This is a genomic window from Type-D symbiont of Plautia stali (assembly GCF_001485335.1).
GTDB lineage: Bacteria > Pseudomonadota > Gammaproteobacteria > Enterobacterales > Enterobacteriaceae > Pantoea > Pantoea vagans_C.
In genome coordinates this window covers 1-24,428 of record NZ_BBOC01000011.1, presented here as the reverse complement: position 1 = coordinate 24,428, position 24,428 = coordinate 1, and the positions used below count along the sequence as shown (strand labels likewise).

The following is a 24,428-nucleotide window of genomic DNA, read 5'->3' as shown; positions in this document are numbered from 1 at the left end:
CCTGATGCAACCCTCGCTAACAGACTGCATTATCTGGTTTTTCTGGCAAAACATGACACGGATAGCCCAACAAAGTTTTCGCCTTCTCATCGTCAATTGACGATATTTTAGACACTACACAGCAGTTGGAGCGGCATGTCTGAAGCTTTCACACGACGACGATTATTACAGGGCGCAGGCGCGCTATTTCTTTTAAGCGTGACGCGTACCGGCCTTGCGGCCAGCCAGCATATTGTGGCGGTGCGTATTTGGCCTTCTTCGACTTACTCCCGCGTGACGCTGGAGTCGAATGTTCCGCTTAAGTATAAACAGTTCACTTTAAGCAACCCCGATCGCCTGGTGATCGACATCGATAACCTGCATATCAATCCGGTCCTGAAAGGGGTGGATAAGCAAGTGCGCGTTGACGATCCCTATATCAAAAATGCCCGTGTCGGTCAGTTCGATACCAACACGGTGCGCGTGGTGCTGGAACTCAAGCGTAACGTCGCACCGAAGATTTTCACGCTGGCACCGGTGGCCGGTATTAAGCACCGCTTAGTGGTTGATCTCTACCCGAGCCAGCCGTCGCCGGAAGAGGATCCGCTACTGGCGTTACTGAACGATTACAATCAGGGTGAACTCGATCGCGATCAGCCCGCGCAGGCACCGTTGCCGGGTAAAGCGGGGCGTGATCGTCCGATCATTATCATGATTGACCCAGGACACGGTGGGGAAGATCCCGGCGCGCATGGTAAATACAAGACGCGGGAAAAAGATATCGTGTTGAAGATTGGTCGATATCTTAAGGCGCTGATCGATAAAGAACGCAATATGAAAGCCTACATGACACGCAACGAGGATGTGTTTATTCCCTTGCGGGTGCGCGTGGCAAAGGCGCGTAAGCAGCGCGCCGACTTGTTTGTGTCGATACACGCAGATGCTTTCACCAGCCGCGCGGCCAGAGGTTCCTCAGTGTTTGCTCTTTCCACCAGTGGGGCAACGTCCACGGCGGCGCGCTACCTGGCACAAACCCAGAACGAATCGGATTTGATCGGCGGGGTAAGCATGAGCGGCGATCGCTATCTCGACCACACCATGTTCGATATGGTGCAGCGTCAGACCATCAGCGACAGCCTGAAGTTTGGCAAAGAAGTGTTGTCACGTATGGGGCACATCAATCACCTGCATAAACGCACGGTTGATCAGGCTGGCTTTGCGGTGCTGAAAGCGCCGGACATCCCCTCAATTTTGGTGGAAACGGCCTTTATCAGTAACGTGGAGGAGGAGCGTAAATTGCGCACAGCACGTTATCAGCATCAGGTCGCTGAGGCGATTTTGCATGGTATCAAGGCATATTTCGAGAAAGGGGCGGTGCTGGCACATCGCTGATATACCCTTCATACTTCAAGTCCCCTCATGGGGCCTACTTTTGGTTCAGGTGCGTTGGCTACGTGCATTCACCTCAGTCACTTACTTCAGTAAGCTCCTGAGGATTCATGCACTTGCCGCCTTCCTGAAACTCGAATTATTTTGGGTATAAAAGGGCGGCGGCAATGCCGCCTTATTTTGGCCAAACGCCAAAAACAAAAAAACACCCGTTAAGGTGCTTATCTGTAATTGGTTGCGGGGGCCGGATTCGAACCGACGACCTTCGGGTTATGAGCCCGACGAGCTACCAGGCTGCTCCACCCCGCGTCCGTCTGCCGCGTTAGCGACTTTTCACATTGTATTCTTCTTAAGACAATTGGTTGCGGGGGCCGGATTCGAACCGACGACCTTCGGGTTATGAGCCCGACGAGCTACCAGGCTGCTCCACCCCGCGTCCGTCTGACGCGTTACACGACTTTCAAATTGTCTCTTCACTTAAGAAGAATTGGTTGCGGGGGCCGGATTCGAACCGACGACCTTCGGGTTATGAGCCCGACGAGCTACCAGGCTGCTCCACCCCGCGTCCGTGGATGCGCACTATACTCCTGGCGCGCCGCGATGCAACCTCTTTTTGCCATAAGGTCCTAAATTTACAGCCAGTTGATGAATAAAAGCGCCATCGGGCGATTAATTGTACAGATGTGAGCGCGGTAACCTGTGGCGGATTTCATTCTTTCCGTCCGTTTGCTATCGTCGCGGGGCCAACAAGCGATAAAAAGAGAAAGTGATGAAAGGACATTGGGCGAAGTATGCACTGACTGGCGCGTTTCTCGCGCTGTTAGCAGGTTGTAGTTCTAAACCAACCGATCGGGGTCAGCAATATATAGATGGCAAGCTGGAGCAGCCACTCGGGCTGGTCAATGAACCCAATGCCAAAGGGCGTCCGGTCAACGGCAGAGACTTTGGCGTGCAAATTCAGCAGATTCAGAGCGCATCATCAGGTCTCTACAGCCGCAATACCGGAACCTATAGCGCGATTCAAAACTGGCTGCTTTCCGGTGCCGACACCCGTCAGCTCAGCCAGTTCGGTTTAAATGCCTATCAAATGGAAGGCACCGATAATTATGGCAACGTGCAGTTCACCGGTTACTACACGCCGGTGGTAGAAGCGCGTTATACCCGTCAGGGCGAATTCCAGTATCCGATTTATCGCATGCCGCCGCGTCCGCGTGGGCAGAAATTGCCAAGCCGCGCTTCTATATATAGTGGAGCACTTGATGAGCGCTATGTGATTGCCTGGAGCAACTCGCTGATCGATAACTTCATGATGGATGTGCAGGGCAGCGGCTATGTCGATTTCGGCGACGGTCGTCCACTGCGTTTCTTTGGCTACGGCGGCAAAAACGGCTGGGCGTATCATAGCGTGGGTAAAGAGCTGATCGATCGCGGTGAAGTGAAGCGTGAAGATATGTCGATGCAGGCGATTCGCCAGTGGGCGCAGGAGCACTCTCCTGAGGAGGTGCGTAATGTGCTGGAAACCAACCAATCCTTCGTGTTCTTCAAGCCAGAAGATTACGTGCCGGTGCGTGGGGCCAGTGCGGTACCACTGATTGCTAAGGCGTCTGTGGCATCGGATCGTTCACTGATCCCGGCAGGTACCGCGCTGTTGGCGGAAGTGCCGCAGTTGAACGAGAAAGGCAAGTTCAATGGCAAATATGAAATGCGCCTGATGGTGGCGCTGGATGTGGGCGGGGCGATCAAAGGCCAGCACTTCGATATCTATCAGGGTGTGGGGCCTGATGCCGCGCACCTTGCTGGTTTTTATAACCACTATGGCCGTGTCTGGGTGTTAAAAGCTGCGCCTGGTGCAGGACAGCCGCTGTTTAGCAATCCGCAGAATGGCAATAATGGTTCACTGATTATCGGTGCAAATTGATATTGTTGCGTTCGGTGAATCTGTCGAAAAGTGCAACATCACTATTTTTGGTCGCCATAAATGGCGACCCTACATGTTCCATGATTTTTTTGTAGGGTGCGCATTTATGCGCACCACAGTACCGTCATTGTTTTCCAGGGTGTGCAATCCTGCGTACCGCAATTAAAGGTTTGATATGAAAGTAGTCAGCGACGCCTGGCGGCAGCGTTTTGGTGGCACGGGACGTTTGTACGGGCAGGATGCACTGCAGCGTTTTGCCGATGCCCATTTCTGTGTCATTGGCATTGGCGGCGTCGGGTCGTGGTCGGCTGAGGCGCTGGCACGCACGGGCATTGGTAAAATCACCCTGATCGATATGGACGATGTCTGTATCACCAACACCAACCGTCAGATCCATGCGCTGCAGGGTAAAGTCGGGCAGGCAAAAACTGAAGTGATGGCCGAGCGTATCCGGGCGATCAATCCCGAATGCGAAGTGATCTGCATTGATGATTTCATCACGCCAGAGAATACCGCTGAACTGTTGTCGGCTGGTTTCGACTATGTGATCGATGCCATCGACAGCATACGCCCCAAAGCTGCGCTGATTGCGTGGTGTCGCCGTAATAAAATCCCGCTCATCACCACAGGTGGTGCGGGCGGTCAAATCGATCCTACGCAGATCCAGGTCAGCGATCTGGCGAAAACCATCCAGGACCCTTTAGCGGCGAAGCTGCGCGAGCGGCTGAAAAGCGACTTCAAGATTGTGAAGAACAGCAAAGGCAAGTTAGGGATTGATTGCGTCTTCTCGACCGAAGCATTGGTGTATCCGCAGCTGGATGGCAGCGTCTGTACCTCGAAAAGTACCGCTGAAGGTCCAAAACGCATGGATTGTGCGGCGGGGTTCGGTGCGGCTACGATGGTAACCGCGACCTTTGGTTTTATTGCCGTTTCACATGCGCTGAAAAAATTCCTCGCCCGTGCGGCGCGTCAGGCAGCCTGATGAGTGCGTGCGGCACGCAGAACGGCGTCCGCCAGCGCTTGTAAACCGCTGCTGCGTGAGGCACTGAGCTGTGCGCGCAAGCCTAAGGTATCAAACAACGCCAGCGGATCCTGTGCTAACAGATCCGTTGGCATTTTGCCCTCCACTGCGGTCAGCAGAACGGCGAGTAAACCGCGCACGATACGGCCTTCACTGTCACCATAAAAGTGCAGGGTGCCGTTGGGCAGCAACTGGCTGCTGAGCCACACGCGGTTTTCACATCCACTAAGTTCAATTTCGGCGGTTTTCACCTCTTCCGGCAGCGCGGGCAACTGACGGCTGAGTTGAATCAATTGACGGTAGCGGTCTTCCCACTGGTGAAAATGAGAAAACTTTTCGGTCAGGCTGGTTGCGGTAATCACGTCGCCAAAAGGATGTGAGCCAGTCAGGGTTGTCATAGCGTTATTCACTCAGCAATTCCACGGTATGAAGCATAGCGCGCACCAGCGCATCCACGTCCTGCGAATTATTATAGGGGGCAAAGGAGACGCGTAATGTGCCGCTGACACCCAGCGCGGTCATTAAGGGTTGCGCACAATGCTGTCCTGCACGCAGCGCGATGCCCTGTTCCGCCAACAGCGTCACAATATCGCTGTGATGGATGTCCTCAATATCAAACGACAGTAGGCTGGCATGACCACAACGGAAACTGCGGAAACCGGGGATCTCGCTCAACTGCTCTTCAGCCAGACTGGCAAGCTGCTGGCTCCACATCTCGGCCTTCTCCGCGTGATGCTGAGAAAGCCACTCTAACGCGGCACTCAGCCCGACAACGCCGGCAACATTGGGTGTACCTGCCTCAAAGCGCCAGGGGACCGGTTGTGGGGTGAAGCCATTGAAGTCGACCTGAGTTAACATCTTGCCGCCACCTTGCCAGGCATCCATCTCTTCCAACAGATCTGCTTTGCCGTACAACACGCCAATACCCATCGGGCCGTAAAGCTTGTGTGCGGAAAAAGCGTAGAAGTCGATATCCAGTGCCTGAACATCTGGCGGGGCATGTACCACGCCCTGTGCGCCATCCACCATCACTTTTGCGCCAACGGCATGTGCCAGCGAAATGGCCTGCGCTAAATCGGGACAGCCGCCGGTCACGTTCGACATCTGCCCAATGGCCAGGAGTTTGGTGCGTGGGTTAAGTAGCTCGGGCAGCAGATTAATGTCCGGGAGACGATCTTCGCCAATCGGCCACTTCACCACTCTTGCCCCTTTGGCCTGCGCCAGCATTATCCACGGCACCAGGTTCGCGTGATGCTCAGCTTCACTCACGACTATTTCATCACCCGGTTGCAGGCGGGGAGCCAGCCAGCTGTTGGCCACCAGATTGATGGCTTCTGTGGTGCCACGCGTCCAGACAATCTGGCGGTCGTCGGCGGCATGGATCCAGCGGGCGACCAGACCACGTGCGTGTTCATACTGTTCTGTCAGTACGCGAGCCGCTTTAAACTGGCTACGATGCACGGTGCCTGCACTGAGCGAATAGAACTGCGAGGTGGCGTCAATCACCGCTTGTGGCTTCAGGGCGGTCGCGGCGCTGTCGAGATAGACACCGGCATCACTCAGCGCGGGAAACTGCTGGCGAAAGGCGGTTGGAGAAAAAATGGTCATACTCAGCCCACTGTATTGAATGTTAGGACCAGGCTGAAAGCCGGTCTGTTACCTGGCAAAGCTGGAAAAGCGCGTTATGCTAATTATTGCAAGGTTTGAACCGAAACCCGCATAAAGAATTGACCTTAACCAGTCGATTTCACTTTGGCGCCTGTGGTCAGCGCGCGGGTGGTTTAATGCAATCAATCTGCAAGGAGATAGAAGATGAAAAAACTTACCGCAGTGCTTGCCGTGTGTACTCTGGCCTTTACCCTGGCTGCCTGTTCCAGCAATTATGTCATGCATACCAACGATGGTCGCACCATTGTAGCGGACGGGAAACCGAAAGTTGACGATGAAACCGGTATGATTAGCTATAAAGATGCCAATGGCAATGAGCAGCAGATCAATCGTACGGATGTGAAAGAGATGGTTGAGATGGGTCAGTAAGCTTCAGATAAAAAAAGCACCGCAATTTGCGGTGCTACTTACAATCACTTGGACAGACAGGGTAAATCTACAGGAATTAAAAGCTTGATCTGCAATCGTCAGATCAAAATGCAAACACAACATCACGACCACAAGCCAAAAGCTCTCCAAAAGTCTGCGATCTCTCGCACGTTTCCAGAAATCTTTTCGTTCCGGCTCAGGAAGTGCGGCAACTATAGGTATTTGCTGGAGCTTCCTCAACGGACAAATTATAATGTCTCGGATTAAAAAAACTAATACGTAGCGACTTTGTATAAGTTGGACTATTACCTTGTAAATCCGTAGACGGAAAACCATGTCAAAACGTCTTCCCCCGCTCAATGCATTGCGTGTTTTCGACGCAGCTGCGCGTCATCTGAGCTTTACTAAAGCGGCTGAAGAGCTGTTTGTTACCCAGGCAGCTGTTAGCCATCAGATTAAATCTCTGGAAGATTTCCTCGGTCTTAAGCTATTTCGGCGGAGGAATCGTTCGCTTTTACTGACTGAAGATGGGCAAAGCTACTATCTGGATATCAAAGAGATTTTCTCTGCCATCAATGATGCCACGCGTAAGCTTCAGGCGCGCAGTGCGAAGGGGGCATTGACCGTTAGCCTGCTGCCCAGTTTCGCTATTCAGTGGCTGGTTCCGCGTCTTTCAAGCTTTAATATGGCTTATCCGGGCATTGATGTACGTATTCAGGCTGTGGACCGGGATGAAGAGAAACTGGCCGACGATGTCGACGTCGCTATTTTCTACGGTCGTGGCAACTGGCCGGGACTGCGGGTAGAAAAACTGTATGCCGAATATTTGTTGCCGGTCTGTTCCCCAATGCTGCTGACGGGTGAGCATCCGCTTAAAACCCCCGCAGATTTGGCCCATTTTACGCTGCTGCATGATGCCTCACGCCGTGACTGGCAATCCTACATTCGCCAGCTAGGCTTGCAGCACATCAATGTGCAGCAGGGCCCGATTTTCAGCCACAGCGCCATGGTATTGCAGGCGGCGATCCACGGTCAGGGCGTGGCGCTGGCCAACAACGTGATGGCACAGAGTGAGATTGAGGCTGGGCGTTTGGTCTGCCCATTTAATGACGTGTTAGTGAGTAAAAACGCTTTTTATCTGGTTTGTCATGACAGTCAGGCAGAACTGGGTAAAATAGCCGCCTTTCGTCAGTGGATTCTGGAAAAAGCGGCCCATGAACAAGAAAAATTCCGCTTTCGCTACGATCACTAATACGTTGATTACTGCACAGTGATGTGCGGTTTCACCTTTGAGGATTACTGAATGTCCAGTCGTGCCATGTTTGTATTTGCGGCCATCAGCGGGTTTCTGTTGGTGGCATTTGGTGCTTTTGGGGCGCATGTGCTGAGCAAGTCGCTTGGCCCAGCCGAAATGGCGTGGATTCATACCGGTCTTGAATATCAGGCGTACCATACGCTGGCGGTGATTGGTCTGGGGGCGGCGATGCTGCGTCGCGCCAATATCTGGTTCTACTGGAGCAGCGCCATGTTGGCGCTCGGCACCGTGTTGTTCAGTGGTAGTCTCTACTGTTTAGCGCTGTCGCATATGAAGTTTTGGGTTTTTGTCACGCCAGTGGGAGGCTTGTGCTTCCTGATTGGTTGGTTCTTGATGTTGATTGGCGCGCTGCGTCTGAAACGAAAGGCAGATCGCCATGAATAAAGTTTTACTCTATTGCCGTCCAGGATTTGAAAAAGAGTGTGCGGCGGAAATCAGTGCCAAAGCCGCAGAGCGTGAGATTTACGGTTTCCCACGCGTAAAGGATGACTCCGGCTATGTGCTGTTTGAATGTTACCAGCAAGAAGATGCGGAAAAGCTGATTAAAAACTTGCCGTTTGCCGAGCTGATTTTTGCGCGTCAAATGTTAGTGGTCGGTGAGCTGCTGCGTGACTTACCACCGGAAGATCGCATTACGCCGATTGTCGGCATGCTGACCGGTGTGGTGGAGAAGGGCGGCGAGCTGCGTGTTGAAGTGCCGGACACCAACGAAGCCAAAGAACTCACCAAATTTTGCCGTAAGTTGACCGTGCCACTGCGCGCCAGCCTGCGTGAGAGCAAAATTCTGCTTAATTACGAATCGCCGAAACGCCCGGTAGTGCACGTGTTCTTTATTGCGCCGGGCACCTGCTATGTCGGTTATTCGCTGTCTGACAACAACTCACCGTTCTATATGGGTATTCCGCGCCTCAAGTTCCCATCCGATGCGCCAAGCCGATCAACCCTGAAGCTGGAAGAGGCGTTTCATGTGTTTATCCCGGCTGATGAGTGGGATGAGCGCCTGGCGAGTGGGATGTATGCGGTGGATCTCGGGGCTTGCCCAGGTGGCTGGACCTATCAGTTAGTGAAGCGCAGCATGTGGGTTTATTCTGTCGATAACGGTCCGATGGCGCCAAGCCTGATGGATACCGGACAGGTTACGCATTGCCGTGAAGATGGCTTCAAATACCGTCCGACGCGCAACAACATCAGCTGGTTGGTGTGCGATATGGTAGAAAAACCGGTGCGTGTCGCGAGTTTGATGACCGAGTGGTTGGTCAACGGCTGGTGCCGTGAGGCGATCTTCAACCTCAAGCTGCCGATGAAAAAGCGTTATGAGGAAGTGACGCAGAACCTGGCGATGATCGATGCCGCGCTGAAAGAGAAGGGCGTGAATGCGCAAATTCAGGCGCGCCAGCTGTATCACGACCGCGAAGAGATTACCGTTCACGTAAGAAGGTTGTGGGCTGCGGTCGGTGGCCGTCGCGACGAACGCTAATTTCCCGTCATACTTCGCGCTGCAGGTGCGTTGGCTGCGCCTGCTCGCCCCGGTTACATACTTGTGTATGCTCCCGGGGACTCACAGGCTTACCGCCTTCCTGCAACACGAATTATTTAGGGAAATTCGGTTCTTCTACTTTGCATTGAAAGTCCCGTCATACTTCGCGCTGCAGCTGCGTTGGCAGCGCCTGCTCGCCACTACAATTCTGTACCTACGCCTTATACCGCAACGTATTCAAATTACCCTGCAACACCAAATCGCGTTTCAACGTCGAGACCTGGCGGCAAATGTCGGCCATGTCTTGATGATCCCGCAACTTCTTCTGCCACTTATAGGGCACCTGATCGAGCTGCTGATAGAGGGCTTCCAGCGTGCCGAACTGCACCAGCAACTCACGGGCGCTTTTGGGGCCTATGCCTGTCACGCCGGGAATTTTACTGCTACTGATGCCGCATAATCCCCAGTAATCAGGCAACTGAAGGGGGGAAACACCAAACTCCTGCTCAATGAAAGGCACATCTAACCAGCGTTTTTGGAAATAATCGCGGATACGGATATTCGGCGCCAGCAACTGACAATAACCTTTGTCGGTAGACACGATGGTGGCCTGATGTCCGGCATCGGCCATTTTCACTGCCAGGGTGGCGGCGAGATCGTCTGCTTCATCCAGATCGGCCACCCAACAACTGACGCCCACGGCCTCAAACGCTTGCTGAATGGCGGGCATCTCCAGCTGCAAATCGTCGGGCATCGGTGGGCGACCTGCTTTGTAATCGGGCAACAGCTGATGCCGCCAGCCGGGATGGCGGTCCTGGCTATCAAAAACTGCCACCACATGTGTCGGCTGTGTGTGGCCCAATAGCTGATGCAGTGCCGCAACGCAGGCATCGCGGCAAGGCGTGCCTTGCACGGCATGCAGGCGGCGGATCAGGTTGAGCGCATCAATAATAAGAAGATGAAACGACATAATGATAGCGGCAGCCCGCAGGCTGCCTTCCTGATGGGTTATTTAATGATTTCGTAGCACGGGATGTAGGCACTGCCTGGCAGCTTCATACGCTGCTGGGCCACGAAGCCCTGCAACAGTTCGTCCATGCGATGCATCAAATCGGCATCCCCGTGCAGTTTGTACGGACCTTTCTCGCGAATTTCACGGATGCCCACTTCTTTAACGTTTCCGGCGACGATGCCAGAGAAGGCACGACGCAGGTCAGCAGCCAGTTTCTCTGCTGGCTGGTTCGGGAACAGTTTCAGATTGGCCATGTTTTCATGGGTTGGCATGAAAGGAACCTGCAGCTCAGGGGCGATGCGAATCGACCAGTTAAAGCTGTAAGCATCACCGGTTTCACGACGGTACTCTTTCACCTGCGGCATGGCTTTCTTCATCAGACGCGCCACTTCTGCTGCGTCATCAATGATGATTTTGTAGTGCTTGCGCGCGGTTTCGCCCAGGGTGTTAACGATGAAATCATCCAGTACACGGAAGTAATCTGCGCTCTCTTTTGGCCCGGTCAGGATTAAAGGCAATACCTGATCGCTGTTGTGCGGGTTCATCAAAATGCCCAGCAGATACAGTAGCTCTTCCGCAGTACCGACCCCGCCTGGGAAGATCACGATGCCATGTGCAATGCGCACAAAGGCTTCGAGGCGTTTTTCGATATCCGGCATGATGATCAGTTCATTGACCAACGGGTTCGGGGGCTCTGCCGCAATGATGGATGGCTCTGTCAGGCCGATAAAACGGCTGTCGTGGTAGCGTTGCTGTGCATGGCCGACGGCTGCCCCTTTCATTGGCGCTTCCATCACGCCAGGCCCGCAACCGGTGCAAATGTTCAGTTCACGCAGACCCATTTGGGTGCCCACATTACGACAGTATTGGTATTCCAACGCATTAATGGAGTGGCCGCCCCAACACACCACGGTGTTGGGATACTCGCCGATGTGCAGTGCGCGGGCATTACGCAGAATAGAAAACACCTGGTTGGTGATGTGCGCGGAATCATCGGCATTTTGTTGATCGCTGCGCTCAAGTTGGCCATTCACAAACAGAATGTCGCGCAGCACGGCAAACAGGTTGGCTTGCAGCGAGCGGATAATTCGCCCATCAACAAACGCCTCTTCCGGCGGATTAATCAGCTCAAGTTTTACCCCACGCTCACGGCGTAACACATTGATATCAAAGTTTTCAAAGCGGGAAAGCAGTTCCTGACTACTGTCGGTCTGGCTGCCGGAATTCAGCACCGCCAGCGAGCAGTTACGAAACAGTTGGTAAAGGTCGCTGCTGGCGGTTTGCTTCAGCATGTCGACTTCCAACTGGGAGAGCAGATCCATCGAGCCAAGAGGGCTAATATGTGTAATCAAGAGAACTCCTTTACACGCAAAGGCGTGACTGATGACGCTGCGCTTAACTGACTGAACGCAGTGACGAAAATCCTTTGGAACGCAGGTTTGACTCCTCGCGCCTTTGACAGAGTAACGTTGTCCGCGGTGAATGCTCAAGTGGATCCGCGCATCCGTGCAGCGGCCTGCGAGGTGCCTCGCAATCTGTTACTGGCGAACCAAGCGGGAGAAAGTGGGAGAGAAGGGCACATTGCTACGCCAGGGATTGATATCCAACCCACCGCGACGCGTGTAACGTGCGTAAACAGTGAGGCATTCTGGCTGGCAAAAGCGCTGAATGTCGTTGAAAATGCGCTCAACGCACTGCTCATGGAATTCATTGTGTTGACGGAATGAGATCAAATAGCGCAGCAGAGCTTCACGATCAATGCGTGGGCCTTTGTAGCGAATCATCACTGACCCCCAATCGGGCTGATGTGTAATCAGGCAGTTCGATTTCAGCAAATGGCTCACCAGCGTTTCTTCAACCACTTCGCTTCCCGCTGCCCGCGCTAAATAGTCGGCATTGAACGCATAGTCATGGATTTCGATATCCTGCTCGTCAATCACTTCGCCGTTGAAATGGCCAATCGGCTGGCCTTCGACTTCACTCAGACGGAAAAGCGCGACGCCGACTTCACCGTTGGCGCAGGCGCGTAAGTCGCGTTCCAGCGTTTGGCGCACTTCACCCCAGTCGGCGAAAACCGTTTGGTTAAAACTGTTAAGATAAAGCTTGAAGCTCTTGGACTCGATCAGGTTTTCGCTATCGGCGCGGAGTACGACTTCGCCCACAGCGACCTGCGGCACGCCTTTGCTGTTCAGCCATGAGAGTTCGTACAGTGTCCAGATATCGGCACCCTGGAATGGCAAATTATCCGGGTAAAGCCCAAGCGGTTCACGATTCAGGCTGCGCGGCACGGATTGCAACAGCGTGTTATCGTAGCGATCAACATAAGCCGTAGGCTTACCTAAGGTCAGGCCGCTTAATGCCTGATCGCGGTTTTCAGAAGACATATCGGTTACCACTAGATTCCATCAAAGTGGCTAAGTGTAACCGATCATAAGCGAGAAGATGAATGATGCAGCAAACCGCAGACGCCCTGCGTGAATTTACCGCCCGTTATGTTCAGCTCTGGCAACAACAATCTGGGCATCTGCCTGCTAGTGCCGATCTGTTAGGTGTGCCTTCCCCCTGCATTGTGAGCACGCTGGAAGATTGTGTGTTATGGCAGCCACAACCCTTTACGCTGCCCGCGACGCTGGAAGCGGTTGAGCGCGCGCTGGACATTCAGTTGCAACCAGAGATCACTGCCTTCTACACGTCCCAATTTGCCGGTGATATGACGGCCAGCTTTGAGCAGCAGCCAATTACGCTATTACAGGTGTGGAGTGAATCAGACTTTACCCGCTTGCAGGAAAACCTGATTGGGCATTTGGTGATGAAGCGCCGCCTGAAACAGAGTCCAACATTGTTTATTGCCACAACTGAATCAGAACAGGATGTGATTGCCGTCTGCAACTTAACCGGCGAAGTTATTCTGGAGCAGCCTGGTAGTAAAAATCGTCAGGTTCTGGCGGCGGATGTTCAGATATTTCTTAATGCTTTACAACCGCTTACTGCTTGATTGGCAGAGTTAAGATATCTGTTTTGTAAGAGATCTCTCACATCGTGTGTGAGAGATCGCTAGATCATTTTGCAGCCTTCTGGAAGGCTTCGATGTAAAAATATTGTGAATCATGAGCTTATAGCGTTTCTCCTAAAGAGATAATCTGACTCAATCTATTAACGCCTCTTACTAGCTTGTTATTGCGATGGTTTCTGACAGAATAGTCACCACTGGCAGGAAGCCAGGGATGAAGAGACGTTCAGGAGAATGTCAGCCAGGCGGCAGGAACGTAACGGAGCTTACGACACACGGAAGGCTTCAGGATGAAGCAGGACACTCAGGATTGAGTTAAGGACACCTCCAGGATGGAGAATGAGAGCCACGTTGGATGTGGTGGGCCAGGATGCTAAGGACAAATGTCATGATGACAGGCAATGGAAAGCGCAGGAACAGTTGTCATGGATGAGCAGGGAGCACAGCGGTGGCGGGAATGCTGCAAACGAAACCGGGAGCACTGTAATCACAGTGCTCCCTTTTTTTATGGCTTTTTTGCGCATTGACTGACTAGTGATATGCTTGCCGCCCAATTTTCTCTGGAGGTGGCGTATGTCGTCGCAAATGATTATTCAACGGCTGCAGCAGGTCGAAGCGGTGATGCGCGAACATGACCACTGGCAGACCCAGCCCCCTGAAGCGGAAGCCTTCGCCAGCAGCGAGCCTTTTTGTCTCGATACACTTGAGCCGCTGGAATGGCTGCAGTGGGTGCTTATCCCTCGTTTTCACGCCTTGATTGAAGCGGGTGCACCGCTGCCACAAAATTTCGCCGTCACGCCTTATTATGAAGTTTCACTGGCAGACAGCACGCCAGGTCACGCTGCGCTGCTACTGGCACTGGGCCAGTTTGACGCACTGTTTCAGGACCCGACTGCCTGATGCTGGAAATCCTCTACCAAGATGAATGGCTGGTTGCCGTCAATAAACCGTCCGGTTGGCTGGTGCACCGCAGTTGGCTGGATCGCGACGAAAAAGTGGTGGTGATGCAAACGGTACGCGATCAAATTGGTCAGCACGTTTTCACCGTTCATCGTCTCGATCGCCCGACCTCAGGTGTGTTGTTGATGGCCTTGTCCAGCGAAGTGGCCCATCTGTTGTCACAGCAGTTCGAGCAGCATCAAATGCAGAAAACCTATCACGCGGTGCTGCGCGGCTGGCTCGACGGCAGCGCGACACTCGATTATCCGCTGATGGAAGAGCTGGATAAGATAGCCGATAAGTTTGCTAACCAAGAGCGCACTGCACAGGATGCCGTGACGGAGTATCGCTCATTGGCGCAGGTGGAGATGCCCGTCGCCATTAGCCGCTACAACAGCGCCCGCTACACTCTGGTAGAGATGTCTCCGCATACCGGTCGTAAACATCAGCTGCGTCGCCATATGGTGCATCTGCGCCATCCCATTATTGGCGACAGTGCTCACGGCGATCTGCGTCAAAATCGCGGTGCGGCAGAGCATTTTGGGATGAATCGTTTGATGTTGCACGCCAGCAGCCTCAGCCTTACTCATCCGGTTACCGGTGAACCGCTGGTGATCCGTGCCGGCCTGGATCGCGTCTGGCAGCAAATGCTGCAACACTTTGGCTGGCAGGATCAGATCCCTGAGGTTCCCAGGGTTGAGTTTGCCGACGAGGCAGTCCAGGATAAGCCAACAGAATAAAGGAGCGGCAAGATGGCAAAGATTGGCATTTTTACAGGTACGGTTTACGGCAACGCGCTGCTGGTGGCTGAAGAGTCTCAGCCGGTGCTGGAAGAGCAAGGCCATGAAGTGAAGGTGTTTGAAGATGCAACGCTGGCCGACTGGCAGGCTTACAGCAAAGACGTGATTCTCATCGTGACCTCAACCACCGGTCAGGGGGATTTCCCCGACAATATCGCGCGTTTATATGTGAAAGTTCGCGATGAGTTGGGCTATCAGCCAGAGCTGCGCTATGGCGTGATCGCGCTGGGTGACAGCAGCTATGACAATTTCTGCGGCGCGGGTAAAACCTTCGATGCCACCTTGCAAGAGCAGAGCGCGCAACGTATTGGCGAAGTGCTGCTGGTGGATGCAACAGAAGATCCAGAGCCAGAATCGGTGACCACACCTTGGGTGGCGAGCTGGGGTAAGTTGTTGTAATTGAAGTCGCCATAAATGGTGACCCTACATTTGTAGGGCCACGTTTATGGCGGTCGTCACTATCACGTCACCGGCGCCGGATTAAACACCGCCAGCTGATTACGAATCCCCCAGCGATCGGACCATGTCTGCTTACGGCCGCTGGCGATCTCCAGAATCAACTCAAACAACCGCCAGCCGACCTGTTCAATACTCTCTTCACCGGTCGCTATGGTGCCAGCATTAATATCCATCAAATCATGCCAACGCTCAGCCAGCGCGTTACGCGTGGCCATCTTGATCACCGGAATAGCGGCTAAACCATAGGGCGTGCCGCGACCTGTGGTAAACACCTGCAAGGTGATACCGGATGCCATCTGTTGGGTGCCGCATACAAAGTCACTGGCTGGCGTGGCGGCATAGATCAAGCCACGTTGGGTCGGACGCTGACCGGGTGACAGCACTTCCACAATCGGGCTGCGACCTGACTTGGCAATCGAACCCAGCGCTTTTTCCACCACGTTAGCCAGGCCGCCTTTTTTATTGCCCGGTGAAGGGTTAGCGCTGCGATCAGTCTGCCCCTGGCTGAGGTAGTCGTCATACCACGCCATCTCTTCCAGCAGGCGTTTGCCCACGCTTTCATCTACTACTCGGGGTGTCAGCAGATGAATGGCATCACGCACTTCGGTAACCTCGGAAAACATCACCGTTGCCCCACAGCGCACCAGCAAATCCGAGGCGAAACCCACGGCGGGATTGGCAGTCACACCTGAGAAGGCGTCACTGCCACCGCACTGAGTGCCGATCACTAACGCTGACGCCGGGCAGGTTTCACGCTGGCGCTGGTTCAGCTTTTTCAAATGGCGCTCGGCCACCTGTAGAATTTCATCCACCATCGCGCCGAAGCCGACATGCCGTTCGTCTTGCAAACGCACAATGTCATGGTCATCCAGCGAAATTGCCTGCACGTCGGGTGTGCCGGTGAGCAATCGCTCGGGTTGCAGCTTCTCGCAACCGAGGCTGACGATCATCACTTCGCCACCGAAATTAGGATTGAGCGCAAGGTTATGAATGGTGCGGATCGGCACCACAGCCGCAGGGGCGTTGATCGCCACACCACAACCATAGAGATGATTTAAGGCGACAACGCCATCAACGTTGGGATAGCGCGGCAGTAAATCGCGTTCAATCATCTGCACAACGTAATCCACAACCCCAGCGACGCAGTGCACGCTGGTGGTGATGCCTAACAGATTGCGGGTGCCGACACTGCCATCAGCGTTGCGATAGCCTTCAAAAGTGTAGCCTTCCAGCGGGGGCAGTGCCGGAGGCACATTGTTGGCCAATGGCAGGCTGTTAAGCGGTGGCGCTTCGGGTAACGCCACCAGAGATTCTTCAATCCAGCTGCCTTGGGCGATGGGGCGCAGGGCGGTGCCAATCACTTCGCCATAGCGCAGAATCGCACCGTTTTCAGGGATATCAACCAGCGCCACTTTATGCCCTTGCGGGACATGCTCTGTGAGCTGCAGGCCATCGTCAAAGCGCGTGCCAGCAGGTAGACCCTGATTATTAACCACGATCGCCACGTTATCGGCGTCATGTACTTTTATATAAAGCGGTTTTTCTGTAAGCGGTCGGTTCATTGCTCACCTTCCAGTTCGTCGCACTGTACATGGCAGCGCGGTGTAAATGCTTTCATCACGACATCATTTTTTGCCAGCCTCAGTATATGCAGGGGTATTGGGCGGCGCATTGTGCAACTGACTGGCATTACGCACTTTTATTGGCTGAGTTTGGGACGTTTTGCCAAACGCAAGTGAAGAGACTCACAAAGTGCGCACCCATAGTCTGCTTTTTAATCAATTTGACCATGCGTGATGTGGTTCCGTGAGCCATGCCGCAGCGTTATGTGCAGATGCCATAAATTCTTTGCTAATTGACCTGCATTGTAGGGCGTCCTTCCAGTGTTTCGCCTCCATGCTGTTCCTATACTGATTCTCGTTCTTCAAACGTTTGGTTATTTGTCACGACGCATCATCGTTTTGCCACAACAACAATCGCCGTGTTTAACCCGACATCATTCTGATACCCAACGCGATGTGTATGCAGTCAGAGTGAATGTAGCGTTCGCTATATTTCAGGAGTGCAGCATGAATAGTTTCAGCCAGACAGCGGAAGCCGTGCAAAAACGCACCAATGCCCGTTACTGGATTGTGGTGATGTTATTTATCGTCACGTCGTTCAACTACGGTGACCGCGCAACCATCTCGATTGCCGGTTCTGCCATGTCTAAAGATATCGGCCTCGACTCGGTCGGTCTCGGATATATCTTCTCCGCCTTCTCATGGGCTTACGTGATTGGGCAAATTCCTGGCGGCTGGCTGCTCGACCGCTTTGGTTCAAAACGCGTCTACTTCTGGAGCATTTTCCTGTGGTCGCTGTTTACTTTGCTGCAAGGTTTCGTTGACCTGTTCAGTGGCTTTGGCATCGTCATTTCACTGTTCCTGTTGCGCTTCCTGGTTGGCCTGGCGGAGGCACCTTCGTTCCCCGGCAACAGCCGCATTGTGGCAGCCTGGTTCCCGGCACAAGAGCGCGGCACTGCCGTGGCGATATTCAACTCGGCACAGTATTTCGCCACGGTGATTTTCGCCCCAATCATGGGCTGGCTGGTGGCGGAAGTGGGTTGGGCGCATGTGTTCTGGTTCATGGGCGGACTGGGCATCATCCTCAGCTTCGTCTGGCTGAAGTTTATGCATGATCCGAATAACCACCCTGGTGTGAACAAAGCCGAGTTGGAGTACATGGAGCAAGGCGGCGCACTGATCAATATGGATGCCAAAAAATCAGAGCGCAAAGTGAGCTGGGATGAAAAATGGTATCAAATCAAACAGCTGCTCTCGACCCGCATGATGTGGGGCATCTATCTCGGCCAGTATTGCGTTAACGCACTGACCTACTTTTTTATCACCTGGTTCCCGGTGTATCTGGTGCAGGCACGCGGCATGTCAATCCTGAAAGCAGGCATGATCGCCTCGATTCCGGCTATCTGTGGCTTCCTGGGCGGGGTGTTGGGCGGTGTGATTTCCGACTACCTGATGCGTAAAACCGGTTCACTGAATATTGCGCGTAAAACCCCGATTGTGGTTGGCATGCTGCTCTCTATCAGCATGGTGATGTGTAACTACACCGAAACAGAGTGGGTCGTGGTGCTGTTTATGGCGCTGGCCTTCTTCGGTAAAGGCATTGGTGCGTTGGGCTGGGCGGTGATGGCGGATACCGCACCGAAAGAGATCAGCGGGTTAAGCGGCGGTTTGTTCAACATGTTTGGCAACTTCTCCGGCATCGTCACGCCGATTGCCATTGGCTACATCATCGCGGCATCCGGTTCTTTCGAGGGTGCGCTGATTTACGTCGGCATTCACGCCTTTGTTGCTGCGTTTAGCTTCCTGTTCATTACGGGCGATATCAAACGCATCGAACTCAAACATCGGGCATAAGGACTGAGTATGAACACGCAAAGTACCCCGGTGATCACCGATATGCAGGTGATCCCGGTTGCCGGTTACGACAGCATGCTGCTGAACATTGGCGGCGCACACAGCGCCTGTTTTACCCGCAATATCGTGGTGTTAACCGATAGCGCTGGCCATACCGGTGTGGGTGAAGCGCCAGGTGGTGAGACCATCTATCAAACGCTGGTCGAAGCGATTCCACAGGTTAAAGGCCAGCAGGTGGCTCGCATGAATCGCCTGGTACAGCAGGTGCACAAAGGCAACCAGTCTGCGGATTTCGACACCTTTGGCAAAGGTGCCTGGACGTTTGAACTGCGCGTTAATGCCGTGGCTGCGCTGGAAGCAGCACTGCTCGACCTGTTGGGGCAGTGTCTTGGCGTGCCGGTGGCAGAATTGCTTGGCCCCGGTCAACAGCGCGATGAAGTCACGGTGCTGGGCTATCTGTTTTACCTTGGCGATCGTCGCAAAACCGATTTGCCGTATCTGACCGGCGAAGGCGCCAGTCACGACTGGTATCACCTGCGTCATCAGGAAGCGTTGACACCGGAGGCGGTGGTTCGTCTGGCAGAAGCGGCACAGGACAAATACGGCTTCAAAGATTTCAAACTCAAGGGCGGTGTATTGCCGGGCGAGCAGGAAATTGAATCGGCGGCCGCGCTGAAGAAGCGCTTCCCGGATGCTCGTATCACAGTCGATCCCAACGGAGCCTGGACACTCGATGAAGCGATTCGCTTGTGCAAAGGCATGGGTGATGTGCTGACTTACGCCGAAGATCCGTGCGGTGCTGAACAAGGTTATTCCGGGCGTGAAGTGATGGCCGAATTCCGTCGCGCCACCGGGTTGCCGGTCGCCACCAATATGATCGCCACCAACTGGCGTGAGATGAATCATGCGGTGATGCTCAACTCCGTGGATATCCCACTGGCGGATCCACATTTCTGGACGCTAAGTGGCGCGGTGCGAGTCGCGCAGCTGTGTGACGACTGGGGCCTGACCTGGGGTTGCCACTCTAACAACCACTTCGACATTTCTCTGGCAATGTTTACCCACGTTGGCGCTGCTGCACCGGGTAAACCCACGGCGATTGATACCCACTGGATTTGGCAGGAGGGCGATCAGCGCCTGACCAAAGAGCCACTGCAAATCCGCAACGGCAAAATTGCCGTGCCGGACAAACCAGGGCTGGGTGTTGAGCTGGATTGGGACCGCATCCACCAAGCCAATGCCCTCTACAAATCCCTGCCGGCGGGCGCACGTAATGACGCCACGGCAATGCAGTATCTGGTTCCCGGTTGGTCATTCGACCGCAAGCGCCCGGCCTTCGGTCGCAGTCATGCATAAGGAGCAGGAAATGAGTCAGACCCCGAAAATTACCTCGTTGCAGGTCATTCCAGTGGCCGGTCACGACAGTATGTTGCTCAACCTGAGTGGCGCCCATTCGCCGTTCTTCACCCGCAACATCGTCATCATCAAAGATAACGCCGGCCACACCGGCGTGGGTGAAATTCCTGGCGGCGAGAAGATTCGTCAGACGCTGGAAGACGCGGCGGCGCTGGTGGTGCAGAAAACCGTCGGTGAATATAAAAATATCCTCAATCTGGTGCGCAGTACCTTTGCCGATCGCGACTCTGCCGGACGCGGCAACCAGACTTTTGACCTGCGTACCACCATTCATGTGGTCACCGGCATCGAAGCGGCGTTGCTGGATCTGCTCGGCCAGCATCTTGGTGTCAATGTGGCGTCACTGCTCGGTGATGGTCAGCAGCGTGACCGCGTCGAAATGCTCGGTTACCTGTTCTACGTTGGCGATCGGAAGAAAACCTCGCTGGCGTATCAGAGCCAGGAAAATGATAAATGCGACTGGTATCGCCTGCGCCATGAAGAAGCACTGACGCCGGAAACCGTGGTGCGTCTGGCGGAAGCGGCGTATGAGAAATACGGTTTCAACGACTTCAAACTCAAAGGCGGTGTGCTGCGCGGCGGTGAAGAAGCGGAAGCGGTCACGGCGCTGGCGAAGCGTTTCCCGCAGGCGCGAGTGACACTCGATCCCAACGGCGCATGGTCTTTGAATGAGGCAATTCTGCTCGGTAAGCAACTGAAAGGTGTGCTGGCGTATGCGGAAGATCCTTGTGGTGCAGAGCAGGGCTATTCCGGTCGTGAAGTGATGGCGGAATTCCGTCGTGCTACCGGCCTGCCGACGGCGACAAACATGATCGCCACCGACTGGCGTCAAATGGGCCACACGCTGTCACTGCAATCCGTGGACATCCCGCTGGCCGATCCTCACTTCTGGACCATGCAAGGTTCGGTGCGGGTGGCGCAGATGTGTCACGACTTTGGCCTGACCTGGGGTTCACACTCTAACAACCACTTCGACATTTCACTGGCGATGTTCACCCATGTTGCCGCTGCCGCACCGGGCGCCATCACCGCCATCGATACCCACTGGATCTGGCAGGAAGGCAATCAGCGTCTGACCAAAGAGCCGTTCCAGATCAAAGGCGGCATGGTGCAGGTCCCACAAAAACCGGGGCTGGGCGTGGAGCTGGATATGGATCAGGTGATGCAAGCCAACGCGCTGTATCAGAAACACGGTTTAGGTGCGCGCGATGATGCGCAGGCTATGCAGTTCCTCGTACCGAACTGGACCTTTGATAACAAACGTCCGTGCCTGGTGCGCTAACGATTCCGGCACCCCGTGCGGGTGCCTGCTGTAACCGACAGGAGTAACGACAATGAGCAATGCCTGGCCGAACCATTTTCGTCGCCGTTTACTGGCAGGGGAAACTCTGATTGGTAGCTGGTGTGCACTTGCCAGCCCGATTTCAACTGAAGTATTGGGACTGGCGGGCTTTGACTGGCTGGTACTGGATGGTGAACATGCGCCAAACGACATTACCACTTTCATTCCGCAGTTGATGGCGTTGAAAGGCAGCCACAGTGCGCCGGTGGTGCGTCCGCCATGCAATGAACCGATCATTATTAAGCGTTTGCTGGATATCGGTTTCTACAACTTCCTGGTGCCGTTTGTGGAAACCGAGGAAGAGGCGATTCGCGCCGTGGCATCTACACGCTATCCGCCGGTGGGGATCCGCGGCGTATCCGTTTCGCATCGTAGCAATATGTACGGCACGCTGCCGGAATACAACGCTACCATCAATGACAACATCACGGTGCTGGTGCAGATCGAAACGCAGCAGGCAGTCGACAACATCGATGCGATTGCCGCAGTTGAAGGCGTGGATGGCATTTTTGTCGGTCCGGGTGACTTGTCTGCCGCGCTCGGCTATCTCGGCCAGCCTGCGCATCCTGAAGTATTGAAAGTGATTAAGCACATCTTTGAGCGTGCCAAAGCCGCGGGCAAACCGAGCGGCATTCTTGCCCCGGTGGAAGCGGACGCGCGCCGTTATCTGGAGTGGGGTGCCACTTTTGTTGCGGTGGGCAGCGATTTGGGTGTGTTCCGTAACGCCACGCAGGCGTTGTGCGACAAATTTAAGAAATAACTGACATAGGGGAAAGGCAATGAAAATTGGATTTATCGGCCTCGGTATTATGGGCAAACCGATGAGTAAAAACCTGGTGAAAGCTGGTTATTCACTGGTAGTACGTGACCACAATGTCAGCAATGAAGCCGAACTGGTGGAGCTGGGTGCAACCGTGGCGAAAACGCCAAAAGAAGTGGCCGAACAGGTGGATGTGGTGATCACCATGGTGCCCAATTCACCACAGGTTAAAGAAGTCTGCCTGGGCACCAATGGCATTATCGAAGGGGCCAAACCGGGGCTGATCGTCATCGATATGAGTTCCATCGCGCCATTAGCCAGCCGCGAAGTGCACGATGCGTTGGCAGAAAAAGGCATCAAGATGCTTGATGCGCCGGTGAGCGGTGGCGAGCCTAAAGCGATTGAAGGCACCTTGTCAGTGATGGTCGGTGGCGATAAAGCGGTGTTTGACCAGTGCTACGACATCATGAAAGCGATGGCGGGTTCGGTGGTGCATACCGGAGATATCGGTGCAGGCAACGTCACTAAGCTGGCAAACCAGGTAATTGTGGCGCTGAACATCGCTGCCATGTCAGAAGCCTTGTCGCTGGCGACCAAAGCGGGCGTGAATCCTGAACTGGTTTATCAGGCCATTCGCGGCGGACTGGCGGGCAGCACGGTGCTGGACGCCAAAGCGCCAATGGTGCTGGATCGTAACTTCAAGCCTGGTTTCCGCATCGACCTGCATATCAAAGACTTAGCCAATGCACTGGATACTTCACATGGCATTGGTGCCCATCTGCCATTGACCGCCGCGGTCATGGAGATGATGCAGGCGCTGAAGGTCGATGGCAAAGGCACTTCCGACCATAGCGCCCTGGCTTGCTATTATGAAAAATTAGCTCAGGTAGAGATCACCCGGTAGTTTGCACGTCCGGTGTCTGAGGATGCCGGACCGCTTACTGCATTAGCCGGACGGAAAACCGTCTTTCACCGCGCTCGGATTGCCTATGAAAATTGTCATCGCACCGGATTCATATAAAGAGAGTTTGTCTGCCCTGGAAGTGGCTTCGGCAATAGAAGCGGGATTTAGCGAAATCTTTCCCGAAGCCGAATACGTAAAAATACCGGTCGCCGACGGGGGGGAAGGCACGGTAGAAGCGATGGTGGCCGCCACACAAGGTAGCCTTGTCAGGTTGAATGTGACTGGACCGTTGGGCGCGCCAGTGGAGGCCTTTTATGGCTTATCCGGCGATGCACGCACGGCATTTATCGAAATGGCTGCCGCGAGTGGATTGGAGTTGGTGCCGCCCGCACAGCGCGATCCGCTGATGACCAACTCTTTCGGTACCGGCGAGTTGATTAAAAACGCACTCGACCGTGGCGTGGACCATATCATCATCGGCATTGGTGGCAGCGCCACCAACGATGGCGGATCCGGCATGATGCAGGCGCTCGGCGCGCGCTTGCTGGATAAGCAGGGCAATGAGATTGCTTTCGGCGGTGGAGCATTACCGCAGCTGGCACGGATTGAGATCGATCAGCTGGATGCCCGCCTGCAGCAGTGTCGCATTGAAGTCGCCTGCGATGTGACCAACCCCTTAACCGGTGAAGATGGCGCTTCGGCGATTTTCGGCCCGCAAAAGGGCGCCACGCCGGAACTGGTGAAGCAGTTGGATCAGGCGCTGGAACATTACGCGGGCATTATTCATCGCGATCTGGATATTGATGTGCTGCACATTGCTGGTGGTGGTGCCGCCGGTGGCATGGGTGCGGCGCTGCATGCATTTTGCCAGGCTGAGTTGCGCCGAGGCATTGAAATTGTCACCGAAGCGTTGGGGTTAGCCGAGCAGGTGAAAGATGCAGATTTGGTGATCACTGGCGAAGGACGGATTGATAGCCAGACGATTAACGGCAAAGTGCCGATTGGCGTGGCAAAGGTCGCCAAACAATTCAATAAGCCGGTGATTGGCATTGCGGGCAGCTTGACGGCGGACGTCGGCGTGGTGCATCAGCACGGGCTGGATGCGGTGTTCAGCGTGCTGTTCAGTATTGGCTCACTGGAAGATGCGCTGGCCAATGCGGCACAGAATGTGCGGCTCACGGCGCGCAATGTCGCCGCGACCATTAAGGCAGGGCAAGGGTTGTAATGAATGTTG

The 24,428-nt window shown here is 54.3% G+C and carries 23 protein-coding genes and 3 tRNA genes; 17 read left to right on the top strand and 9 right to left on the bottom strand.

Features of this window, described 5'->3' with window-relative positions; all coding sequences use genetic code 11:
- The first annotated feature begins 135 nt into the window (after positions 1-135).
- Complete coding sequence (amiC, locus tag PSSD_RS05500) at positions 136-1,371, top strand: N-acetylmuramoyl-L-alanine amidase AmiC (RefSeq protein WP_058969880.1); 1,236 nt, start codon at positions 136-138, stop codon at positions 1,369-1,371.
- Between the two features lie 229 nt (positions 1,372-1,600).
- Here amiC and PSSD_RS05495 read toward each other — a convergent pair.
- The 3 genes from PSSD_RS05495 to PSSD_RS05485 all read right to left on the bottom strand — a co-directional run bounded on the left by PSSD_RS05495 (position 1,601) and on the right by PSSD_RS05485 (position 1,933).
- Positions 1,601-1,677 (bottom strand) — tRNA-Met (locus tag PSSD_RS05495).
- Between the two features lie 50 nt (positions 1,678-1,727).
- Positions 1,728-1,804 (bottom strand) — tRNA-Met (locus PSSD_RS05490).
- A 52-nt stretch (positions 1,805-1,856) separates the two neighbouring features.
- A tRNA-Met gene (locus PSSD_RS05485) sits at positions 1,857-1,933 on the bottom strand.
- A gap of 204 nt (positions 1,934-2,137) precedes the next feature.
- Between PSSD_RS05485 and mltA the strand changes: the two genes are divergently transcribed.
- Together mltA and tcdA are read left to right on the top strand one after the other, a co-directional pair.
- Positions 2,138-3,286, top strand: a complete 1,149-nt coding sequence (gene mltA / locus PSSD_RS05480; RefSeq protein WP_058969879.1) for a murein transglycosylase A — start codon at positions 2,138-2,140, stop codon at positions 3,284-3,286.
- A gap of 175 nt (positions 3,287-3,461) precedes the next feature.
- The gene (gene tcdA, locus PSSD_RS05475) at positions 3,462-4,268 is read left to right on the top strand and encodes a tRNA cyclic N6-threonylcarbamoyladenosine(37) synthase TcdA (RefSeq protein WP_058969878.1); all 807 of its coding nucleotides are present in this window, start codon (positions 3,462-3,464) and stop codon (positions 4,266-4,268) included.
- Here tcdA and csdE read toward each other — a convergent pair.
- Both csdE and csdA read right to left on the bottom strand, forming a co-directional pair.
- The gene (gene csdE / locus PSSD_RS05470; RefSeq protein ID WP_058969877.1) at positions 4,256-4,705 is read right to left on the bottom strand and encodes a cysteine desulfurase sulfur acceptor subunit CsdE; all 450 of its coding nucleotides are present in this window, start codon (positions 4,703-4,705) and stop codon (positions 4,256-4,258) included. The genes tcdA and csdE overlap by 13 nt on opposite strands.
- A 4-nt stretch (positions 4,706-4,709) precedes the next feature.
- On the bottom strand, positions 4,710-5,915 hold the full coding sequence (gene csdA / locus PSSD_RS05465; RefSeq protein WP_058969876.1) for a cysteine desulfurase CsdA: 1,206 nt from the start codon (positions 5,913-5,915) through the stop codon (positions 4,710-4,712).
- A 204-nt stretch (positions 5,916-6,119) separates the two neighbouring features.
- Between csdA and PSSD_RS05460 the strand changes: the two genes are divergently transcribed.
- The 4 genes from PSSD_RS05460 to rlmM all read left to right on the top strand — a co-directional run bounded on the left by PSSD_RS05460 (position 6,120) and on the right by rlmM (position 9,136).
- Positions 6,120-6,344, top strand: a complete 225-nt coding sequence (locus PSSD_RS05460; RefSeq protein ID WP_058969875.1) for a YgdI/YgdR family lipoprotein — start codon at positions 6,120-6,122, stop codon at positions 6,342-6,344.
- A 334-nt stretch (positions 6,345-6,678) separates the two neighbouring features.
- On the top strand, positions 6,679-7,596 hold the full coding sequence (locus PSSD_RS05450; RefSeq protein WP_058969873.1) for a transcriptional regulator GcvA: 918 nt from the start codon (positions 6,679-6,681) through the stop codon (positions 7,594-7,596).
- Positions 7,597-7,647: 51 nt separating this feature from the next.
- Entirely contained in the window at positions 7,648-8,043 is a 396-nt protein-coding gene (locus PSSD_RS05445) for a DUF423 domain-containing protein (RefSeq protein WP_058969872.1), read from the top strand.
- Positions 8,036-9,136 carry a 23S rRNA (cytidine(2498)-2'-O)-methyltransferase RlmM gene (gene rlmM, locus PSSD_RS05440; protein ID WP_039330692.1) on the top strand — a complete coding sequence of 367 codons (1,101 nt, stop codon included), beginning with the start codon at positions 8,036-8,038 and terminating at the stop codon, positions 9,134-9,136. The genes PSSD_RS05445 and rlmM overlap by 8 nt, the downstream gene beginning before the upstream one ends.
- A gap of 214 nt (positions 9,137-9,350) precedes the next feature.
- On the opposite strand, the gene xni is transcribed toward rlmM, so the two are convergent.
- The 3 genes from xni to queF all read right to left on the bottom strand — a co-directional run bounded on the left by xni (position 9,351) and on the right by queF (position 12,532).
- Entirely contained in the window at positions 9,351-10,106 is a 756-nt protein-coding gene (xni, locus tag PSSD_RS05435; protein ID WP_058969871.1) for a flap endonuclease Xni, read from the bottom strand.
- Positions 10,107-10,144: 38 nt separating this feature from the next.
- The gene (ppnN, locus tag PSSD_RS05430; RefSeq protein WP_058969870.1) at positions 10,145-11,500 is read right to left on the bottom strand and encodes a nucleotide 5'-monophosphate nucleosidase PpnN; all 1,356 of its coding nucleotides are present in this window, start codon (positions 11,498-11,500) and stop codon (positions 10,145-10,147) included.
- A gap of 186 nt (positions 11,501-11,686) precedes the next feature.
- Positions 11,687-12,532, bottom strand: coding sequence for an NADPH-dependent 7-cyano-7-deazaguanine reductase QueF (gene queF, locus PSSD_RS05425; RefSeq protein WP_058969909.1), 846 nt, complete (start codon positions 12,530-12,532; stop codon positions 11,687-11,689).
- Between the two features lie 62 nt (positions 12,533-12,594).
- On the opposite strand from queF, the gene syd reads away from it, so the two are divergent.
- The 4 genes from syd to PSSD_RS05400 all read left to right on the top strand — a co-directional run bounded on the left by syd (position 12,595) and on the right by PSSD_RS05400 (position 15,296).
- Positions 12,595-13,143: a SecY-interacting protein gene (gene syd / locus PSSD_RS05420; RefSeq protein WP_058969869.1), complete on the top strand. Its 549-nt coding sequence runs from the start codon at positions 12,595-12,597 to the stop codon at positions 13,141-13,143.
- Positions 13,144-13,731: 588 nt separating this feature from the next.
- Positions 13,732-14,058 (top strand): YqcC family protein, encoded by a 327-nt coding sequence (locus PSSD_RS05410; RefSeq protein WP_039330703.1) that lies wholly within the window; start codon positions 13,732-13,734, stop codon positions 14,056-14,058.
- Positions 14,058-14,837 carry a tRNA pseudouridine(65) synthase TruC gene (gene truC / locus PSSD_RS05405; protein ID WP_058969868.1) on the top strand — a complete coding sequence of 260 codons (780 nt, stop codon included), beginning with the start codon at positions 14,058-14,060 and terminating at the stop codon, positions 14,835-14,837. The genes PSSD_RS05410 and truC overlap by 1 nt, the downstream gene beginning before the upstream one ends.
- A 12-nt stretch (positions 14,838-14,849) precedes the next feature.
- A complete protein-coding gene (locus PSSD_RS05400) occupies positions 14,850-15,296 on the top strand; it encodes a flavodoxin (protein ID WP_058969867.1) in 447 nt (148 codons plus the stop codon).
- A gap of 62 nt (positions 15,297-15,358) precedes the next feature.
- Here the strand turns inward: PSSD_RS05400 and garD are convergent, their stop codons facing one another.
- A complete protein-coding gene (gene garD / locus PSSD_RS05395) occupies positions 15,359-16,918 on the bottom strand; it encodes a galactarate dehydratase (RefSeq protein WP_039330709.1) in 1,560 nt (519 codons plus the stop codon).
- A gap of 507 nt (positions 16,919-17,425) precedes the next feature.
- On the opposite strand from garD, the gene PSSD_RS05390 reads away from it, so the two are divergent.
- The 6 genes from PSSD_RS05390 to PSSD_RS05365 all read left to right on the top strand — a co-directional run bounded on the left by PSSD_RS05390 (position 17,426) and on the right by PSSD_RS05365 (position 24,419).
- Positions 17,426-18,772 (top strand): MFS transporter, encoded by a 1,347-nt coding sequence (locus tag PSSD_RS05390; RefSeq protein WP_039330711.1) that lies wholly within the window; start codon positions 17,426-17,428, stop codon positions 18,770-18,772.
- Positions 18,773-18,781: 9 nt separating this feature from the next.
- Positions 18,782-20,128: an enolase C-terminal domain-like protein gene (locus tag PSSD_RS05385; RefSeq protein ID WP_039330713.1), complete on the top strand. Its 1,347-nt coding sequence runs from the start codon at positions 18,782-18,784 to the stop codon at positions 20,126-20,128.
- Between the two features lie 10 nt (positions 20,129-20,138).
- Positions 20,139-21,470, top strand: coding sequence for a glucarate dehydratase (gudD, locus tag PSSD_RS05380; protein ID WP_039330715.1), 1,332 nt, complete (start codon positions 20,139-20,141; stop codon positions 21,468-21,470).
- Between the two features lie 52 nt (positions 21,471-21,522).
- On the top strand, positions 21,523-22,290 hold the full coding sequence (garL, locus tag PSSD_RS05375) for a 2-dehydro-3-deoxyglucarate aldolase (protein ID WP_058969866.1): 768 nt from the start codon (positions 21,523-21,525) through the stop codon (positions 22,288-22,290).
- Between the two features lie 19 nt (positions 22,291-22,309).
- Positions 22,310-23,194, top strand: coding sequence for a 2-hydroxy-3-oxopropionate reductase (gene garR / locus PSSD_RS05370; protein ID WP_039330718.1), 885 nt, complete (start codon positions 22,310-22,312; stop codon positions 23,192-23,194).
- Positions 23,195-23,279: 85 nt separating this feature from the next.
- Positions 23,280-24,419: a glycerate kinase gene (locus PSSD_RS05365; protein ID WP_039330720.1), complete on the top strand. Its 1,140-nt coding sequence runs from the start codon at positions 23,280-23,282 to the stop codon at positions 24,417-24,419.
- Positions 24,420-24,428 lie beyond the last annotated feature (9 nt).

Excerpts from the sequence above, each read along its gene's own strand:
- amiC (WP_058969880.1), top strand. The coding sequence starts at position 136 with ATGTCTGAAGCTTTCACACGACGACGATTATTACAGGGCGCAGGCGCG.
- mltA (WP_058969879.1), top strand. The coding sequence starts at position 2,138 with ATGAAAGGACATTGGGCGAAGTATGCACTGACTGGCGCGTTTCTCGCG.
- tcdA (WP_058969878.1), top strand. The coding sequence starts at position 3,462 with ATGAAAGTAGTCAGCGACGCCTGGCGGCAGCGTTTTGGTGGCACGGGA.
- csdE (WP_058969877.1), bottom strand. The coding sequence starts at position 4,705 with ATGACAACCCTGACTGGCTCACATCCTTTTGGCGACGTGATTACCGCA.
- csdA (WP_058969876.1), bottom strand. The coding sequence starts at position 5,915 with ATGACCATTTTTTCTCCAACCGCCTTTCGCCAGCAGTTTCCCGCGCTG.
- PSSD_RS05460 (WP_058969875.1), top strand. The coding sequence starts at position 6,120 with ATGAAAAAACTTACCGCAGTGCTTGCCGTGTGTACTCTGGCCTTTACC.
- PSSD_RS05450 (WP_058969873.1), top strand. The coding sequence starts at position 6,679 with ATGTCAAAACGTCTTCCCCCGCTCAATGCATTGCGTGTTTTCGACGCA.
- PSSD_RS05445 (WP_058969872.1), top strand. The coding sequence starts at position 7,648 with ATGTCCAGTCGTGCCATGTTTGTATTTGCGGCCATCAGCGGGTTTCTG.
- rlmM (WP_039330692.1), top strand. The coding sequence starts at position 8,036 with ATGAATAAAGTTTTACTCTATTGCCGTCCAGGATTTGAAAAAGAGTGT.
- xni (WP_058969871.1), bottom strand. The coding sequence starts at position 10,106 with ATGTCGTTTCATCTTCTTATTATTGATGCGCTCAACCTGATCCGCCGC.
- queF (WP_058969909.1), bottom strand. The coding sequence starts at position 12,532 with ATGTCTTCTGAAAACCGCGATCAGGCATTAAGCGGCCTGACCTTAGGT.
- syd (WP_058969869.1), top strand. The coding sequence starts at position 12,595 with ATGATGCAGCAAACCGCAGACGCCCTGCGTGAATTTACCGCCCGTTAT.
- PSSD_RS05410 (WP_039330703.1), top strand. The coding sequence starts at position 13,732 with ATGTCGTCGCAAATGATTATTCAACGGCTGCAGCAGGTCGAAGCGGTG.
- truC (WP_058969868.1), top strand. The coding sequence starts at position 14,058 with ATGCTGGAAATCCTCTACCAAGATGAATGGCTGGTTGCCGTCAATAAA.
- PSSD_RS05400 (WP_058969867.1), top strand. The coding sequence starts at position 14,850 with ATGGCAAAGATTGGCATTTTTACAGGTACGGTTTACGGCAACGCGCTG.
- garD (WP_039330709.1), bottom strand. The coding sequence starts at position 16,918 with ATGAACCGACCGCTTACAGAAAAACCGCTTTATATAAAAGTACATGAC.
- PSSD_RS05390 (WP_039330711.1), top strand. The coding sequence starts at position 17,426 with ATGAATAGTTTCAGCCAGACAGCGGAAGCCGTGCAAAAACGCACCAAT.
- PSSD_RS05385 (WP_039330713.1), top strand. The coding sequence starts at position 18,782 with ATGAACACGCAAAGTACCCCGGTGATCACCGATATGCAGGTGATCCCG.
- gudD (WP_039330715.1), top strand. The coding sequence starts at position 20,139 with ATGAGTCAGACCCCGAAAATTACCTCGTTGCAGGTCATTCCAGTGGCC.
- garL (WP_058969866.1), top strand. The coding sequence starts at position 21,523 with ATGAGCAATGCCTGGCCGAACCATTTTCGTCGCCGTTTACTGGCAGGG.
- garR (WP_039330718.1), top strand. The coding sequence starts at position 22,310 with ATGAAAATTGGATTTATCGGCCTCGGTATTATGGGCAAACCGATGAGT.
- PSSD_RS05365 (WP_039330720.1), top strand. The coding sequence starts at position 23,280 with ATGAAAATTGTCATCGCACCGGATTCATATAAAGAGAGTTTGTCTGCC.